This is a genomic window from Halorubrum rubrum (assembly GCF_024494685.1).
GTDB classification, from domain to species: domain Archaea; phylum Halobacteriota; class Halobacteria; order Halobacteriales; family Haloferacaceae; genus Halorubrum; species Halorubrum rubrum.
The window spans coordinates 19,517-34,216 of record NZ_JANHDM010000014.1 but is presented as its reverse complement, the minus strand read 5'-3'; the positions used below and the strand labels follow the sequence as shown (position 1 = coordinate 34,216).

Below are 14,700 nucleotides of genomic sequence, written 5' to 3'. Positions count from 1 at the left end.
GACACGATGGTTCCCGGAGGCGTCCTTCCCGATACCGCGGTCGCGAACGTCCTCGTGGTCGTCCTCGCGAGCGGGACGATCTGGGTCGGTAGCGGGTGGCTCGAGGAGGCCGCGGAGGGACTCGCGGCGCACTACGGGCTCCCGCCGGTCGTTCAAGGGACGGTCGTCGTCGCGGTCGGGTCGAGCTTCCCGGAGCTCGCGAGCGTGGTCGTCACCGCCCTCGCCGGCGTCTTCGACATGGGCGTCGGCGCTATCGTCGGCTCCGCGATATTCAACGTCCTCGTCGTTCCCGCGCTTTCTGGACTCTCGACCGACGACGACCTCGGATCGAGTCGGACGATCGTGTACAAGGAGGCGCAGTTCTACATGCTCGCGGTCTCGGTCCTCGTGATCACGTTCGCGCTCGCGGTCATCTACGGGCCGGTCGCGGCCGAGGCCGGCGGCACCGACGGGGGCGGTTTGACCGGGACGATAACGCGCCCGCTCGCGACGGTCCCGCTTCTGGTCTACGGGCTCTACCTCTTCATCCAGTGGCAGGACACCAACGACTACGAGGCCGAACCGGGAGCGGACGTCGCCGTCGGCCGCGAGTGGGGGAGGCTCGCCGCCGGCCTGCTCGTCATCCTCGCGAGCGTCGAGGCGTTGGTGTCCGCCATCGAGTCGCTCGGGCACGCGTTCGGGATCCCCGAGTTCCTCGCCGGCGTGACGATCGTCGCGGCGGCGACGAGCCTCCCGGACACGCTCGTCAGCGTCCGGTCCGCCCGCGACGACAACAGCGCGACGAGCCTCGGCAACGTCTTCGGGTCGAACACCTTCGACCTGCTCGTGGTCATCCCCGTCGGCGTGCTCGTCGTGGGGGCGGTTCCGGTGAACTTTTCGGCCGCCGTGCCGATGTTCGCCGTGCTCACGTTCGCGACGGTGCTGCTCTTCGGGATCCTCCGGACGGATCTGACGCTGACGACCCTCGAGTCGTACGCCCTGCTCGTCACGTACCTGCTATTCGTCGCGTGGGTCGTCGCCGAGACCGCCGGCGTGACGCGGATCCTTCCGGCCTGACACGGATCCGTCCGGCGTGACGCTGGCCACCCAACGTCGCGAGGATCACCCGACACGGCGCGGGGCCGTCTGCGGGCCGATCGGGTCCCGCGTCAGACGGGCGTCGTTCGACAACGAACGCTTAATAGGCGTGCTCGTGACCATATCTGACATGAACGCTGCTCCCGAAGAGATCACGTCACTTGTCGGCAGAGAGGTGTACTCGAACAACGGCGTCTTCGTCGGCGAGGTTGAGGACGTCCGCCTCGATCTCGACACGCAGTCGGTGACCGGGCTGGCGCTGGCCGAACTCAACGGCGAGCTGTTCGCCGGACGCGTCGACGGGAACACCGGCGTCATCGTCCCCTACCGCTGGGTCCGCGCGGTCGGCGACGTGGTGCTCGTCAACGACATCATCGAGCGGCTCGAGACCGGCACCGACGAGCCGGAGGTCGAGCCGGAACAGCAGGCGACCTAGACCGGCACGGAACCCCCGGACTGCGGCTCAGAACGGAAGCGCGTTCCGGAGCCCGTCGAGGAACCCGCGACCGCCCCGCCGCGCCTCGTCGAAGACCGGGTACAGCGCGTCGAGCAGCTCCGTTTCGTTCTCGAACTCCGATTGGGGGACCTCCTCTAAAGCCGCCGCCAGCTCGATCGTTCGTCCCTTCGAGTCGTAGGGGATCTCCGGATGATCGAGCGCGCGGAGGATCTCCCCGCTCGTCGCGGGAAACGCGAGGTCCGACTCCCCCAGCCGGGCGTCGAGCGCGGCGATGCCGAACTCGATCGCCTCCGGTTCAGCGGACCCGCCGCCGCCTGGTGGACGTGCTGCCATCGACTCCTCGTAGCCGCTCGGCCGCCTTTAAACTCGGGTTTGTGAGACGATCACTCCGGCACCGCCTCCGCGGGCGGGACCGCGTCGAGGACGACCAGTTCGATCCCGTCGCCGGCGCGGTCGAAGGCGGCGACGTGGTCGTCGTCGTACGGCGGAACCGAGACGAGAACGACGGCCGCGAGGTCGTCAGTCTTCGAGAGTTCGAGCCGACCGGTCGGGTGCGAGAGGAACCGTGCGCCGCCCCGGCCCGCGGGCGTCCCGAGCTCGACGCCGAACACCGCGTTCACCGACCCGCCGACCCCCTCGAGCGTGAAGTGCGTCAACACGGGCGTCTCGGGGTCCAACCCGAGATCAGCGTCGAACTCTCGCGCGCGAGTGGCCGACAGCCGGAGGCTCACCGCGGTCGGATCGCGCTCCGCGGCGTGGTCGAGAAGCACCGTCAGCAGGTCGCGGGTGACGTGGATCACGGGCCGGTCAGATCCCGAGCGCGGAACGGAGCGTCTTCGCGTAGAGTCCGGGGGCCTTCCGTCGGGAGCCGTCGAGCGCGTCCTCGACCGCCGCGCCGGCGTCCTCGAGGACGCCCACGCCGTGGCCGACGAGGACGCGCTCGGGGTCGAGTCCGGAGAGGGCCGCCCGCGGCGGCGTCAGCCGGAGCATCGGGTGGACGCCGAGCCGCTCGCGGTCCCCCCGGAAGTACGAGGACGACCCGAGCGACTCGGGAACCACGAGGGTCTCGCCGTCGAACAGGCCCACCTCCTGCCAGGGCGGAAACGCGGAGTCGCGGATCCGTATCGACTCGAACCCGGAGTCAGCCAGCCGGCGGCCGAACCGGCGCACCGGGGCGTCGATCCCGCCGGCGACGCCCGTCATCCACTCGGGCACGTAGACGGGCGCGTCGTGGCGGGACGCCACCGCCGCGGCGTCGCGCTCGTGACGATCGAGCCCGACGACGACCCCGGCGACCGAGCCGAACTCCGCGAGCAGATCGTCGACTCCCGGCGCGTCGACCGGGTCGATCACCCACACGTCGTCGTCGCCGTCCTCGTTCGGCACCGCGAGCGCGTGGCTCGCGCGCTCCATCGTCTCGCCGGGGTACGCGATCCACCCCACGCCGCGATCGAAGCGATCGATCTCGTGGAGATCCGCCTCGCCGTCCTCCTTCATCGTCATGGCGGACCCTTCGGGCGGGAGCCATTTCAACCCGTCTCCGCGGATCCGACGGTCGCGTGAGTCCGACGGTCGCGTGGACCGACAGCGATACGTCGCGTGAGTCCGACGGTCGCGTGGACCGACAGCGATACGTCGCGTGGATCCGACACCGATATGAATCGACGCGGACGAGCGTCTCCCGTGTCCTCCACCACCGACATCACCGTCGCCGGGCGGGATATCGACCCCGTCCGCGGCGGCCTGTTGTTCCTCGTCGTCGGCCTGGCGCTCGCCGGCTACGGCGGGTACGACTACCTCCAGCAAGAACGAGCGATCGAGACCGCGGAGCCGGTCGAGGCGGTCGTCCTCGAGACCGACGTCGACGCCACGAGTTCGGCGTCGAGTCCCGACACGAACTACTACCCGTTCGTCCGCTACGAGTACGCGTATCGAGGGGAGCGATACACCGCGACCGGCGTGTATCCGGCGTCGGTTCAGCGGTCGCACGACACGCGGTCGGCCGCGAGAGACGTCATCGCCGAGTACGAGTCGGGCGAGACGACGACGGCGTACGTGACCCCCGACGCGCCTGAGGACGCGTTCCTCAGGAAGGAGCGGTCGAACGCCCCGTTCGTCGCGGTCGCGATCGGCGTGATCACGGCAGTCCTCGGCGTGCGGGGAGTGGTGCGGGGACGGCGGGGTTCCTGAGTCGCTCTCCGAACCCGCTTCACTCGTCGGCCTCTCACTCGTCGGGCCACTTGATCGAACAGCCCCGCGACGGGCGGTCCGGGTGTGCTACCTCCTCGCCGGCGAGGACCGCGTCGACCGCGTCGCGGACGTAGAACTCCGTCGGCTCGTCGTCGGGATTCAACGCGTCGTCGAGCCGGCCGTGGTACCGGAGCCGCCACTCGTCGCCCTCGCGGCCGAACAGGAACGGGTCGGGCGTACACACCGCGCCGTAGGCCGCGGCGACCTCGCCCGTTTCGTCCCGGAGGTACGCGTCGTAGGCGACCGTCCCGTCCGCGACTCGCTCGCGCATGGCCTCGAAGGAGTCGTCGGGGTACTCCTCGGCGTCGTTCGGGTTGATCCCGACCACCGCCAGGTCGTCGTACTCGGCGGCGAGGTCGTTGAGCAGCCCGAACTTCGCCTTCGCGTACGGGCAGTGGTTACAGGTGAACACCACGAGCAGCGCGTCGACGTCGAAAGAGTCGATCGCGTGCGTCTCGCCGTCGGTTCCCGGTAGCTCGAAGTCGGGTGCGGCGTCGCCACGTTCGAGTTCGGAGTCGGATTCCATCGCGACCATGCGCGACCGTAGTGCCGCCGGATCCAAAGCCGTTCCGGGCGTTCCGGGCGCTCGGGCTACGGCGGCGCGCTCGCGACGATACGGGCCGCGGCCGACAGGACGAGCCATCCGACCGCGCACGCGACGAGGAGGCCGAGGAGAAGCGACGCGGCGTACGTCCCGCCGGCGACGGCCGAGAGGACGTCGGCGTCGACGCCGACGTCGATCGGAGCGCCCTCCAGCCGGGCGGCGAGCCGCGGGACGCGCCGCCGACCGATCGATCCGAGACCGACCCCGGCGACCGCGACCGCCCCGACCGGGGCGACGGCCGAGAGGGTCCGCGCCCAGCGCCTCGGGTTCCCCGTCGAGTCGCGCGTCCCTCGATCCGGGTCGGCGTCGGGGCGTCGATCCGTACTCAAAGCGACCGTTTCGACCCGAGGCCCGCCGCCGCGGGTGCTACCCTCCCGTCCCCGCCGTTCCCATCGGTTCCTCCGTCTTCGCCCTCTCTCCCCTCTGTTCCGCCTCGCGGAGTCCGCTCCGGACGACATGCGCCCGATGGCCGCGACATCGTACATAAGGATTCGTCGACGAACCGCCGCGGATCCCGCCGCTCGTCGCGTCCGCGACGTCGCCTCGCCCGAGCGATTCACCCGCGGTGCGTGCGCACCAGGTCTCGAAGCTCCGCCTCGCTCAGGGGATCGATCTCGCGCCGCTCGCCGTCGCGGGTGTAGAGGATCGACGCGGAGACCTCCCGGTCCGGGTGTACCCCCTCGACGACGTGGTAGTAGACGCTGAGCTGCTTCTCGTACTCGTCCTCCGCGTGCCGCGTGAGATCCGTCTTGTAGTCGACGATCTCGGCGCGGTCGGGCGTGAGGTGGAGCAGGTCGATGACCCCGCCGATCGTCACCCGCTCGCCGTCGACCGTGAGCGGAAGGAAAGCGTCGACCTCCGCTCGCTTCTCGCCGTCCAGCGAGTCGATCAGCGCCCTCACGTTCGCCTCGTCGTCGCCCTCGTGAACGACCGGTTCGTCGCGCACGTACCGCTCCGCGAACTCGTGGACGGCCGTCCCGAACTCCATCCCGCGGCCGCCGACGTCCCCCTCGAAGACGGCGTCGTCGATGAACGTGTGCGGCGAGTAGCTCGCCGGCCCGTCGGGGACCGGAACGTCGACCGTGAACGGGGAGCGTTCCTCGTCTTCCGGGCGGAACGCGGAGAGGTCAGGATCGACCGACTCGACGTCGACGGGGAGCGACTCGAGGAACGCGTTTGGGTCGGCCCCGGCGGCCAGGACGACGTGGCTCTCGGCGCGTGTGATCGCCACGTAGAGGAGCCGCCGCTCCTCGTCGTAGCTCCGGGGGAGACACGCAGTGAGAACGTCCGTCCGCCAGTCGTCGTAGACGTGCGGGACCCCGTGTGCCTCCTCCGAGTACACCGTCCGTCGTCGGAGGCCGATCGGGTCGGCGTAGACGACGTCGCTCGCGCCGCCCCCGGTCGACGGGAACCGGTCGGCGTTCATGTTCGCGAGGATAACGATCGGGTACTCGAGGCCCTTCGTCGCGTGGATCGTCTGGACGGTCACCGCGTTCGTTCCGGCCCCGGCATCGACCTCGTGCGTGCTCCCGTCGGCGATCGCCGCCTCGATGAACCGGATCAGCTCGCCGCGGGTGAACGTCGTCGTCTCGTGAACCGACTGGACGGTCTCGAGGACCACGTCGGCGGTCGGGCCCTCCCGACCGTAGCGGTCGAACACGCGCCGAGCGACGCCGCCGAACGTCTCCAGTTCCCGGAGGCTCTCCCGGAAGGCGACCATCGCCTCGGGATACGCGCCGCGGTCGAGGATCGCCCTCGCCTCGTCGACCGTGTAGCCGGCCTCCTCCAAGACGAGCGCCCAGCCGCGGTCGGCGTCGCGCTCGAGGATCCGCAGCCACGCTAAGAGCAGCTTCGCGGCGTCGGTCCGGAAGACCTCGATCCCGCCCTCGTAGGCCACCGGCAGCCCGTACTCGCTCGCCGTGTCGAGGAGATCCCGGCCGAAGTCGCGGGTGCGCGTCAGAACGGCGATATCGCCGTACTCCGGCACGCGGTACTCGCCGTCGTCCCCCTCGACGGCGTAGGCGTCGTCGCCGACGATCGCGTCGATCCGCGCGAGGATCGCCTCGTGTTCGTCCTCGCTCGCCAGCGCCTCGATGCGGCTGTGGTCCCGGTCCGTGTCGGCCGTGAGCGGCGTGATCGACTCCGTGATGGCCTCCGCGTCGAGCGACTCCCGTTTCGTCGCGCGGGCCGTCAGCGCGTGCGTCGAGAAGTCCAGGATCGACTGCGTCGACCGGTAGTTCCGCGTCAGCCGCTTCCTCTCGACCGGCGACGTGGGGAAGGTGACCCGTTCCGCGTCCCGGTTCAACTCCGCGGCGAACCGCTCGAGCCGCTCGTCGAACTCGCGGATGTTGTCGACGTCGGCGTACTGGAAGCCGTAGATGCTCTGTTTCCAGTCGCCGACGGCGCAGACGTTGTTCGTGCCGGCGAGGAGCAGCGTGAGCTTGAACTGGATCGCACTGGAGTCCTGGAACTCGTCGACCATCACGTACTCGTACTCCAGCCGCTCCCGGAGGTCGCGGTCCTCACACAGGAGCACGAACGCGAACAGCTGGAGGAACCCGAAGTTCAGGTAGTTCCGCCGGAGCGCGAACCCGAGGTAGCCGTGAAAGACGTCGTGGACGAACCCCTTGAGCGCCGTTCGGTCGTCCTCGAAGGCGCGCTCGGCGACCTCGGGAGGGACCCGCTTGCCGTCGCCGCGAATCTCTCGTTTCTCCGGTGCCTCTGGAAGGTACGTCCCGTTCTCGCCGTAGCGGTAGAGCTTCCGTCGAAGCCTCGACTGCCTGCTCCCGCCGTTCCGGGGCTCGTTCAGCTCGGCGAACAGCGTCTCGAACGCCTCGAGGTCGCCGTCGAGGTGCGACTCCCCGTCGCGGTACCAGCCGTCCGCGTCGGGGAACACGCCCTTCGCGGAGAGTTCCGTGATCAGATCGAGCAGCTCGGTCGTCCCCGAGAGCGCCGCGAAGAACGGCTCGTACTCCGGACGATCGTCGACGAACTGGCCGACGAACTCGCGGAACAGCGCCCGCTCGACGACGTCGTCCTCGATTATCCGCGTCGAGCCGGTGATAGTCTCGTCGAGTCCGAGGAACGTCGGCGCGTCGTGTCCGTGCTCGTCGAGGATGTCGTGTGAAAGCGAGTGGAACGTCCGGATCGGCGCGTCCGCGAGCTCGCGCACGCCGTACTCGCTGTGGCGCACGATGCGTTCGCGCATCTCCTCGGCCGCGTTGTTGGTGAACGTCACCAACAGCACGTCGTCGGGACCGATCCCGTCCCGCTCGACGACGTTCGCGTACCGGTGGGTGACGGTGAAGGTCTTCCCGGTTCCAGCGCCGGCGTCGACGAGGTACAGCCCCTCGGTCGCCTCGATGAGGTCGCGCTGCTCCGGGTTCGGCTCGACGCCGCTCATCGCTCGCCCTCCAGGAGGAGGTCCCGGTTGTCCACCCGCCGGTAGTTCGGCTCGCCGGCGAGCCCCTCGATCGGGAACGCCTCGTCGCCGGCGCGTCGCCGGTTGATCTCTGCCAGCCGCTCGTCGACGAACGACTCGAAGGCGTCGAGGTCGTCCTCGAAGAACGCCCCCTTCCGCCGGTCAACGATCGCCCGCATGACCTGCTCGCTCCCCGTCGTCACGTACGTGTACTCGCCGATCGCCGCCTCGAGCCGGTCGATCATCGTCCGGCCGAACTCGGAGTCGATGAGCTCGTCGTTGTCGGTCGTCTCGACGAGCGGCGCGGCGTCGAAGAGCGCGGCGTACGTCGAGTGGTCGATCTTCGAGAGGACCTTCCGACACTTCCCCGCGCCCTCCTCGCGGAGGTGCTCGAAGAACGCCTCCCGTCGGACGTGGTCCGCGAGCGACTCCGGGTGGTAGGTCACCGTCGTCAACGCGTCGTCGAGGTGGGCGGCGAGGTCGTCGTCGATTCCGCCGTCTGGGTCGCCGTCGTCGAGATCGCCCTCGGGATCGCCGCCCGCGATCACCTCGTCGACGAGTTCGGTCACGTAGAAGAACGTGAACGACAGCGTCTCGTTCGGCGTCCGCGACCGCCAGTAGGTGAGATACAGCAGCGCCTGAAAGTCGGGCGCGTCGGTCGGCTCGTCGATCGCGGCGTGCTTGACGATCGAAGTGGCGCTACTCTCGCTGCCGCTCTTGTAGTCGAGGAGCTCCGTCGGCGACCGAACGAGGTCGATGGTCCCGTTGACGCCCAACCCCTCGTCGACGAACCGGCGTTCGGTCACGGGCGAGTCGACCTCCCGGTCGAAGCGGGCCGCGATGGGGTTGTCGCCGCCGCTTGCCGGCGTGAGGAACGCCCCGTCGGTCGGCGGGTTCGCGTCGAGGTACGCGACGATCGTCTCGAGGGCCGCGCGGTACTCGGTACGGCGGGTCGGTTCGTCGACGGACCGGACCAGCGGGCGGACCTCCTCGAGCATGAGGTCGACGACCGTCGAGAGCGCCGCCCCGTCGACGGCGTCCGGGTGGTTCGCGTAGAACTCCGCGAAGTCGTGGAGCAGGGTCCCCTCGGCGAGGTACGCCCGCTCGGGACCGTCGACGATCCGGTCGAAGTAGTAGTCCCGCGGACAGTTCACGTACGCGTTGAGACTCGACTTGCTGATCGTCTCGACGGGCTCGAAGGACGCGTCGATCGGCTCCCGCTCGGCCAACTCCCGTTCGAACCCGTTCGCGGATCGCTCCGCGGACCGGTTCCGGTGGCTCGTCGAGGGCAGATCCGAGAAGCGGTCGTACTCAGCCTCGAGCAGCTCCTCGAAGTACAGACACGGCGTGACGGGCGAGCCGCCGGCCGCGTCCTGAACGAGGTAGTGCTGTCGACGTCCGCTCTGTAGGAGCAGCTGGAAGCTCTCGAGGTTCCGCGTGTACTGGGCGTCGCGGTCGACCCACGGTCGGCGCGGGGCCGAGTGAGTCCACCGCTCGTCGAGCCCCAGGAAGAAGACGACCTCGCGACCCACGTACGACGCCGACTTCGCGTCGGCGAGCAACACCCCCTCGTTCTCCCGGTCGACCGGCACCTCGTAGGTCTGGAGGTAAAAGGAGAGGTCGTCGACCCGCCCCTCGGTGACCCGCTCGCCGGCGAGCCCGAGCGTCTCCAGTTCCTCGCGGAAGGCGTCGAGCGCGTCGCCGGTGCGGCGCTCGAACGCCGAGAGCGCGTCCGAGAACGTGTACGACTCGACGTCGCGGCAGAACTCGAGCAGCCACGCGAGTCCCGCGTCGTCGAGCGCGTCGAGTTCGTGGAGTCGCTTGTCCGCGTCCGCGTCGTCCACGTCGCAGTCGAACGCCGTCAACAGCGACCGGACCTCGTTCACCCGCGTGTCGGTCCCGCGGTGGGCGGTCCGGAGCAGGTGGACGAACAGCCGGTGGTCGCCGCGGTCGGCGAACCCCGGTCCGCCGAAGAACGGGACGTCGGCGGCCTCGAGCGCGGACTCGACGAGCGGCGAGTACTCGCTTCGCCCGTCGAGGACGATCCCGACGTTCTCGGCGTTCGCCTCGGTGACGGCGTCGACGACCGTCTCGACCATCGCCGTCGGCGAGTCGTGGATCCGGAACGGCGGGAGATCGAAGTCGGCGTCGGCGAAGAGGTCGACCGCGTCGTATTCGGCGGGCAGGTACGCCCGTTCGAGCGGCGTGAGCATCTCGGGCTCGACGACGGCCACGTCGAGGTCCGGGTCGATCGTCTCGTTCGCGAGCCGCATCGACGCCGTCTCGAGTCCCGCGATCCGCTCGACCGCGCGCTCTGTGGCGTCGTCGACGTAGGCGTCGTACTCGAGGATCGCGTCGTGGGTTCCCTGGTGTTCCCAACACTGGAGAATGTTCCCGACCGCGTACGCACAGCGCTTCCAGGAGACGTCCTCGTCGTCGACCATGCCGAGGAACGCGAGGCGGTCCTCGGACTCCTGTCGGCGGCCGACGGCGAGGCGGCGCGGCGGGATGGCGAACGGGCCGAGATGCGGACGGTCGAGGTGGCGGTTCAGGGCGCTCGCGAGCGGCCCGTCCGGGGTGATGACCCGGTCGTACGAGCGGACCTCGTCGTAGAGTCGGCGCGGCGATTTGGCGCGGGGAAACGGCACGCTCGACAGAGTGTCGACGGGTCGGTTAAATCTTTGTCGGCACCTCGCCGCGACGAGTCACGCGCGGTTACGGGTCACACGCCGCGGCGAGTCACGCCTCCTCGCGGCCGACGTCGCGAACGCTCGCGGCGACCACGACCGCCGCGTCCCGTAGCTGGTCGAGCGCGAGGTTCTCGTCCGGGCCGTGGACGTTCGAGTCCCGGCCGCCGGGGCCGAACTTGACGGCCTTCGTCCCTCCGGCGTGGAAGTGCCCGGCGTCGGAGCCGCCGCGGGTGCCGCGCACGGGCACGTCGCCGATCACCCGGTCCGCGTTCGCCGCGACCGCGCGGACGTGGGGGTCCTCGGGGTCCGACCGGAACGCCTTCGTCCGGCTCAGCGCGGTCACCGTCGCCGACGTCCCCGCCGGGAGGTCCGCGCCGGCGACGAGATCGCGGACCTCGCGCTCGGCGGCCGCGGCGTCGTGGTCCGGCGGCACCCGGCGGTCGACCGTGAACGAGCAGGTCGGCGGGACGACGTTGGTCGCGTCGCCGCCCTCGATCGTCGCGGGCGTACAGGTGGCGCTCCCGACGCCGGGGATCGCGCTCTCGCGGGCCGCGAGGTCGTCGCCGTGCGCGTCGAGGCGGTCGACGAGTCGCGCGGCCGCGACCACCGCGTTCGCGCCCTTCTCCGGCTCCAATCCCGCGTGCGCGGACGCGCCCTCGACGTCGACGCGGAGCGTGAGCACGCCCGAGGAGGCGTACTCGACCGCGTAGGTGTTCCCCTCGACGATCGCGTAGTCGGCCTCGAGCGCGCCGCTCTCGACGACGTGGCCCGCGCCGGCCTCCCCGCCCGTCTCCTCGTCGGCCGTCAGCGCCAGCACGAGCGTGGCGTCCTCGGGCAGCAGCCCGCTCGCCTCGAGCGCGCGAGCCGCGAGCGTGTAGGCGGCGATGCGGCCCTTCGAGTCGCGTGCGCCCCGGCCGTAGAGCCGGCCGTCCTCGACCGTGCCGCCGAAGGGGTCGTGCGTCCAGTTGGACGCCTCGACCGGCACCGTGTCGATGTGGGCGTTGAGCGCGATCGTCGGGCCCGTCCCGCGGGTCACGTGCGCGAGGACGTTCGGCCGGGGATGCGGCAGGTCGAGTTCCTCGACGAGCGTCTCGGGCGCGTACTCGACCTCGACGTCCCAGCCGGACGCCTCGTACCGCGCCGTCAGCAGGTCGACGATCGCGGCGTAGTCACCCGGCGGGTTCACGCTCGGCGTGCGGACCATCTCCCGGAGGAACTCGACCGCCTCCGCCTCCAGGTCCGCGACCGCCTCGCCTATCCTCTCGAGTTCCGCGTCGGAAGCCATGTCACCGCCTCCCGGCCGCCGCAGGTAAACCTACGGCTCGCGTCCGAGGCTGCCGGATCCGGGTGAAATGACCAGCCGAGAGAGGAAACTGGCTGTGGCGCGCCTCCGAGCGCCCGGTAGGGCGCGAGGAGCCCGCGAGGGACGCCACGAGCGCTTGAAAAGCGCGAGTGGCGAGGCTGGGGAGGCGTGAGGTGCTGTGCGGGGCGGGCGGGGTGGGACTCAAAGGGGCAGTCGCGAGGACGAAGCCCGGCGACGTAAGCACCGCAGCGAAGAAGCGAAAGCGACTGAGCGAGGAGCACAGCGAGCCGCGCGAGTCCTCGCGACTGGGGCTTTGGACGTGTTCACCGCGCCAGCAACTACGTATTCTCGATCTCTTTTAAACAATTCAGCTGCGGAGAGAAGATAATTAGTCGAACGTGATGCTGCTACCGTCGATAGTATCGATACCAGAGACTTCGATCGTCCGATCGACGAGGATCGATTCACTAGGCTGGTGAATGATCCGGACCCGGAGATCGGCACTGCCCGAACCGTCTCCACTGAAAGATCCCGACTCAATATCTCCGACGGAGAACCGATCCGAGAATTCTCCGGATGCCGTAGCTTCGTTGTCGTCCTCGTCAGTAACGATAATATCGAGCGTCTCCGAGTCGATGGGGTCACCACCGTCGTGTTCGATGGTGACGTTTTTTATGTCGTCATCGGCGTCATCTCCCTCGTCGATACTCACGTCTAACTGCGTCGTCGGCTGATTGTCTCCGAGCGAGTCGCCGAGGCCGAGCACGAACGTGCCGATCACCGCGGCGAGGATGACCGTGATGGCGACCATTAGGATGACCCCGATAACGGGGCTCACCGCGCGGTCGTCCGAGTCGAACGGGTTTGGTATGTCCATGATTGAATCCGCCGTCGATCGACCGGAATCACTCGAGTGCGTGGCGGTTAGTGCCGTCCTTACGACGCGCTCGTCAGGTCGATCGTCGGTTACGCGGACATTTATCCGTCACGTACAAGAACTTATTGACATCGTCCTCGTTTCCGGAAGTTGAAACGACCGCGAACGCGCGTGAGCCCCCCGATCGCCTCGCGTATCGACAGCGTATTTACGTGACGAACGCGTCGGTGACGACATGACTCTGGTCGTGGTGCCGGTTCGGTACCCGCTGACGGCCCACTCGGAGGCGACGCTTCGAGAGGGGGTCCGCGTCGCCGAGGAGCGCGACGCCGAACTCACCGTCCTCCACGTCGACCTGTATCAGAACAGCGGCGGCGTCTCGCGAAGCGATCTCAAACGCGCCGTCGAGGGCCGGATCGGTCGGGTCGACCGCGCCCGGTTCGTGGTCCGGCGCGGCTTCCTCGTCGAGGAGACCATCCTCGAGGAGATCGTCGCCGAGGACGCCGACGTCGTCGTCATCGGCTCGAAGCAGGCGGGGCGCTGGCGGCGCATGGTCCAGAAGCTCCTCTCCGATCCCGACATCGACACGTACCTCCGCGAACAGCTCGACTGTACGGTGATCACGGTCAACGGCTCCGGCGAAACCGTGTCACACGCCGACGGCTGATCTCCCCCTGACTCACTCGCGGCCGGCGACCTCGTAGCGCCGCTCGTACTCGATCACGGTCGCGACCCGGTCGGCGACCGCCGCGCCGAACTCCAGTTCCACGACGTACAGCGCCAGGTCGAGCCCCGATGTGACCCCGCCCGCGGTCAGGAGGTCGCCGTCGTCGACGACGCGGGCGTCGACCACGTTCGCGCCCGATTCGCGGAGTTCGTCGACCGCGCCCGCGTGGGTGACCGCCCGCCGGCCGTCCGTGATCCCCGACTCCGCGAGCAGCATCGACCCGGTACAGACGCTCGCGATCCGGGTGCCCGCCTCGTGGTGGTCGGCGAGCGCGGCCGGGATCGCCCCGCGGTTCGCCTCCGCCCACGCGCTCGCGGTCTCGTCGCGCGCGTTCCACCCGCCGCCCGGAACGACGAGCAAGTCGGGCACGTCGTCGTCGCCGGGCTCGGGGAGGACGCCGTCGACGCCGACGCGGGTCCCGTGGCTCGCGGTCACCGTCTCGCGCTCCTCGAGGGTGACGTAGCGGACGCGGCCGCCGCCGCTCGCGTCGTCTCCGTCCGCCTCCACGGCGTAGCCGATCGCGTAGTCGAACACCTCGTACGGGCCGATCCCGTCGAGTTCGTCGAACCCGTCGTACAGCAACACGTCGACGTTCATACGAGTGGAAGGCGGTCACGGACCATGTGCGTTCCCCCTCCGGAGTTCCGCTCCGCCCCCGGCCGAGCGGACAGCGGGAGCCTCCGGACGCGAGAGGGCCGTCTCACTCCGAGGGGCCGCCCTGTCGGATCCCCGTCCAGTCGTCGATCCGGAACCGATAGCCGCGGACGCCCCGCATCGGCTCGGCGGAACTGAACAGGTCGGGGTGCCAGGCGTTCTCCATCGCCTCCCGGAGGTCGGTCCACTCGCCCTCCTCGATCGGCGCGATCCGCCCGCGGAGGCTGACGCTCCGCCACTCGTGGGGCGACCGGGCGTCGTACACCAGGAATCGGGCCCCGGCGGCGTCGTCGCTCAGCGTCTCCTTGCGGCTCTCCGGACCGAACAGCAGGAACGCGAAGTAGAGCGCCGACTCCCCGTCGTACCCGAACGACATCGGCACGAGGTAGGGGGCGTCCTCGTCGGGAAGCGCGAGCGTTCCGACGCCCTGCTCGGTCAGGAACGCCCGGATCCGATCGTCGTCCATCGTCGCCGCGCTCGACTCCAGGAACTCGTCCGTTGACATATCCCACGGTTCTCCCTCCAGGATGTTAAACCACGAGACGAGCGGGAGACCGTGAGAACGCGGAAACGACGATCCGGACGGCGAGTCCCTCGCGGGAGCGGTCTCCCGATCTCGGGGCGGACGATCGGCAGCCGA

At 69.4% G+C, this 14,700-nt stretch carries 15 protein-coding genes; 4 read left to right on the top strand and 11 right to left on the bottom strand.

The window, feature by feature from the left end:
* The first annotated feature begins 6 nt into the window (after nt 1-6).
* Together NO889_RS14250 and NO889_RS14245 are read left to right on the top strand one after the other, a co-directional pair.
* Nucleotides 7-1,056, top strand: coding sequence for a sodium:calcium antiporter (locus NO889_RS14250; protein ID WP_256412897.1), 1,050 nt, complete (start codon nt 7-9; stop codon nt 1,054-1,056).
* Nucleotides 1,057-1,207: 151 nt separating this feature from the next.
* Nucleotides 1,208-1,513, top strand: coding sequence for a PRC-barrel domain-containing protein (locus NO889_RS14245; RefSeq protein WP_256412896.1), 306 nt, complete (start codon nt 1,208-1,210; stop codon nt 1,511-1,513).
* Nucleotides 1,514-1,540: 27 nt separating this feature from the next.
* Here the strand turns inward: NO889_RS14245 and NO889_RS14240 are convergent, their stop codons facing one another.
* Genes NO889_RS14240 through NO889_RS14230 form a run of 3 tightly spaced genes read right to left on the bottom strand, consistent with a single transcriptional unit; the run spans nt 1,541 to nt 3,031 of the window.
* Nucleotides 1,541-1,867: a hypothetical protein gene (locus NO889_RS14240; protein WP_256412895.1), complete on the bottom strand. Its 327-nt coding sequence runs from the start codon at nt 1,865-1,867 to the stop codon at nt 1,541-1,543.
* A 50-nt stretch (nt 1,868-1,917) separates the two neighbouring features.
* Entirely contained in the window at nt 1,918-2,334 is a 417-nt protein-coding gene (locus NO889_RS14235) for a JAB/MPN domain protein-containing protein (protein WP_256412894.1), read from the bottom strand.
* Nucleotides 2,335-2,341: 7 nt separating this feature from the next.
* Nucleotides 2,342-3,031 carry a hypothetical protein gene (locus tag NO889_RS14230; RefSeq protein WP_256412969.1) on the bottom strand — a complete coding sequence of 230 codons (690 nt, stop codon included), beginning with the start codon at nt 3,029-3,031 and terminating at the stop codon, nt 2,342-2,344.
* A gap of 186 nt (nt 3,032-3,217) precedes the next feature.
* Here NO889_RS14230 and NO889_RS14225 point away from each other — a divergent pair, with 186 nt between their 5' ends.
* A complete protein-coding gene (locus NO889_RS14225) occupies nt 3,218-3,724 on the top strand; it encodes a DUF3592 domain-containing protein (protein WP_256412893.1) in 507 nt (168 codons plus the stop codon).
* Between the two features lie 34 nt (nt 3,725-3,758).
* On the opposite strand, the gene NO889_RS14220 is transcribed toward NO889_RS14225, so the two are convergent.
* From NO889_RS14220 to NO889_RS14195, 6 genes are all read right to left on the bottom strand, one after another.
* Complete coding sequence (locus NO889_RS14220) at nt 3,759-4,319, bottom strand: thioredoxin family protein (protein WP_256412892.1); 561 nt, start codon at nt 4,317-4,319, stop codon at nt 3,759-3,761.
* Nucleotides 4,320-4,375: 56 nt separating this feature from the next.
* Nucleotides 4,376-4,717 (bottom strand): hypothetical protein, encoded by a 342-nt coding sequence (locus NO889_RS14215; protein ID WP_256412891.1) that lies wholly within the window; start codon nt 4,715-4,717, stop codon nt 4,376-4,378.
* Nucleotides 4,718-4,944: 227 nt separating this feature from the next.
* The gene (locus NO889_RS14210; protein WP_256412890.1) at nt 4,945-7,791 is read right to left on the bottom strand and encodes a UvrD-helicase domain-containing protein; all 2,847 of its coding nucleotides are present in this window, start codon (nt 7,789-7,791) and stop codon (nt 4,945-4,947) included.
* Nucleotides 7,788-10,457, bottom strand: coding sequence for a PD-(D/E)XK nuclease family protein (locus NO889_RS14205; RefSeq protein WP_256412889.1), 2,670 nt, complete (start codon nt 10,455-10,457; stop codon nt 7,788-7,790). The genes NO889_RS14210 and NO889_RS14205 overlap by 4 nt, the downstream gene beginning before the upstream one ends.
* A 91-nt stretch (nt 10,458-10,548) precedes the next feature.
* Nucleotides 10,549-11,784 carry a M20 family metallopeptidase gene (locus tag NO889_RS14200; RefSeq protein WP_256412888.1) on the bottom strand — a complete coding sequence of 412 codons (1,236 nt, stop codon included), beginning with the start codon at nt 11,782-11,784 and terminating at the stop codon, nt 10,549-10,551.
* Between the two features lie 406 nt (nt 11,785-12,190).
* A complete protein-coding gene (locus NO889_RS14195; RefSeq protein WP_256412887.1) occupies nt 12,191-12,679 on the bottom strand; it encodes a type IV pilin domain-containing protein in 489 nt (162 codons plus the stop codon).
* A gap of 235 nt (nt 12,680-12,914) precedes the next feature.
* Between NO889_RS14195 and NO889_RS14190 the strand changes: the two genes are divergently transcribed.
* On the top strand, nt 12,915-13,346 hold the full coding sequence (locus tag NO889_RS14190; protein WP_256412886.1) for a universal stress protein: 432 nt from the start codon (nt 12,915-12,917) through the stop codon (nt 13,344-13,346).
* Between the two features lie 12 nt (nt 13,347-13,358).
* On the opposite strand, the gene NO889_RS14185 is transcribed toward NO889_RS14190, so the two are convergent.
* Both NO889_RS14185 and NO889_RS14180 read right to left on the bottom strand, forming a co-directional pair.
* Nucleotides 13,359-14,003, bottom strand: a complete 645-nt coding sequence (locus tag NO889_RS14185) for a DJ-1/PfpI family protein (protein WP_256412885.1) — start codon at nt 14,001-14,003, stop codon at nt 13,359-13,361.
* 103 nt (nt 14,004-14,106) lie between these two features.
* Nucleotides 14,107-14,565, bottom strand: coding sequence for a pyridoxamine 5'-phosphate oxidase family protein (locus NO889_RS14180; protein WP_256412884.1), 459 nt, complete (start codon nt 14,563-14,565; stop codon nt 14,107-14,109).
* Between the last annotated feature and the right edge of the window lie 135 nt (nt 14,566-14,700).

Bases quoted from the DNA above. Each gene is read 5' to 3' on its own strand.
- NO889_RS14250 (WP_256412897.1), top strand. From the start codon at position 7: ATGGTTCCCGGAGGCGTCCTTCCCGATACCGCGGTCGCGAACGTCCTC.
- NO889_RS14245 (WP_256412896.1), top strand. From the start codon at position 1,208: ATGAACGCTGCTCCCGAAGAGATCACGTCACTTGTCGGCAGAGAGGTG.
- NO889_RS14240 (WP_256412895.1), bottom strand. From the start codon at position 1,867: ATGGCAGCACGTCCACCAGGCGGCGGCGGGTCCGCTGAACCGGAGGCG.
- NO889_RS14230 (WP_256412969.1), bottom strand. From the start codon at position 3,031: ATGAAGGAGGACGGCGAGGCGGATCTCCACGAGATCGATCGCTTCGAT.
- NO889_RS14220 (WP_256412892.1), bottom strand. From the start codon at position 4,319: ATGGTCGCGATGGAATCCGACTCCGAACTCGAACGTGGCGACGCCGCA.
- NO889_RS14210 (WP_256412890.1), bottom strand. From the start codon at position 7,791: ATGAGCGGCGTCGAGCCGAACCCGGAGCAGCGCGACCTCATCGAGGCG.
- NO889_RS14200 (WP_256412888.1), bottom strand. From the start codon at position 11,784: ATGGCTTCCGACGCGGAACTCGAGAGGATAGGCGAGGCGGTCGCGGAC.
- NO889_RS14195 (WP_256412887.1), bottom strand. From the start codon at position 12,679: ATGGACATACCAAACCCGTTCGACTCGGACGACCGCGCGGTGAGCCCC.
- NO889_RS14190 (WP_256412886.1), top strand. From the start codon at position 12,915: ATGACTCTGGTCGTGGTGCCGGTTCGGTACCCGCTGACGGCCCACTCG.
- NO889_RS14185 (WP_256412885.1), bottom strand. From the start codon at position 14,003: ATGAACGTCGACGTGTTGCTGTACGACGGGTTCGACGAACTCGACGGG.
- NO889_RS14180 (WP_256412884.1), bottom strand. From the start codon at position 14,565: ATGTCAACGGACGAGTTCCTGGAGTCGAGCGCGGCGACGATGGACGAC.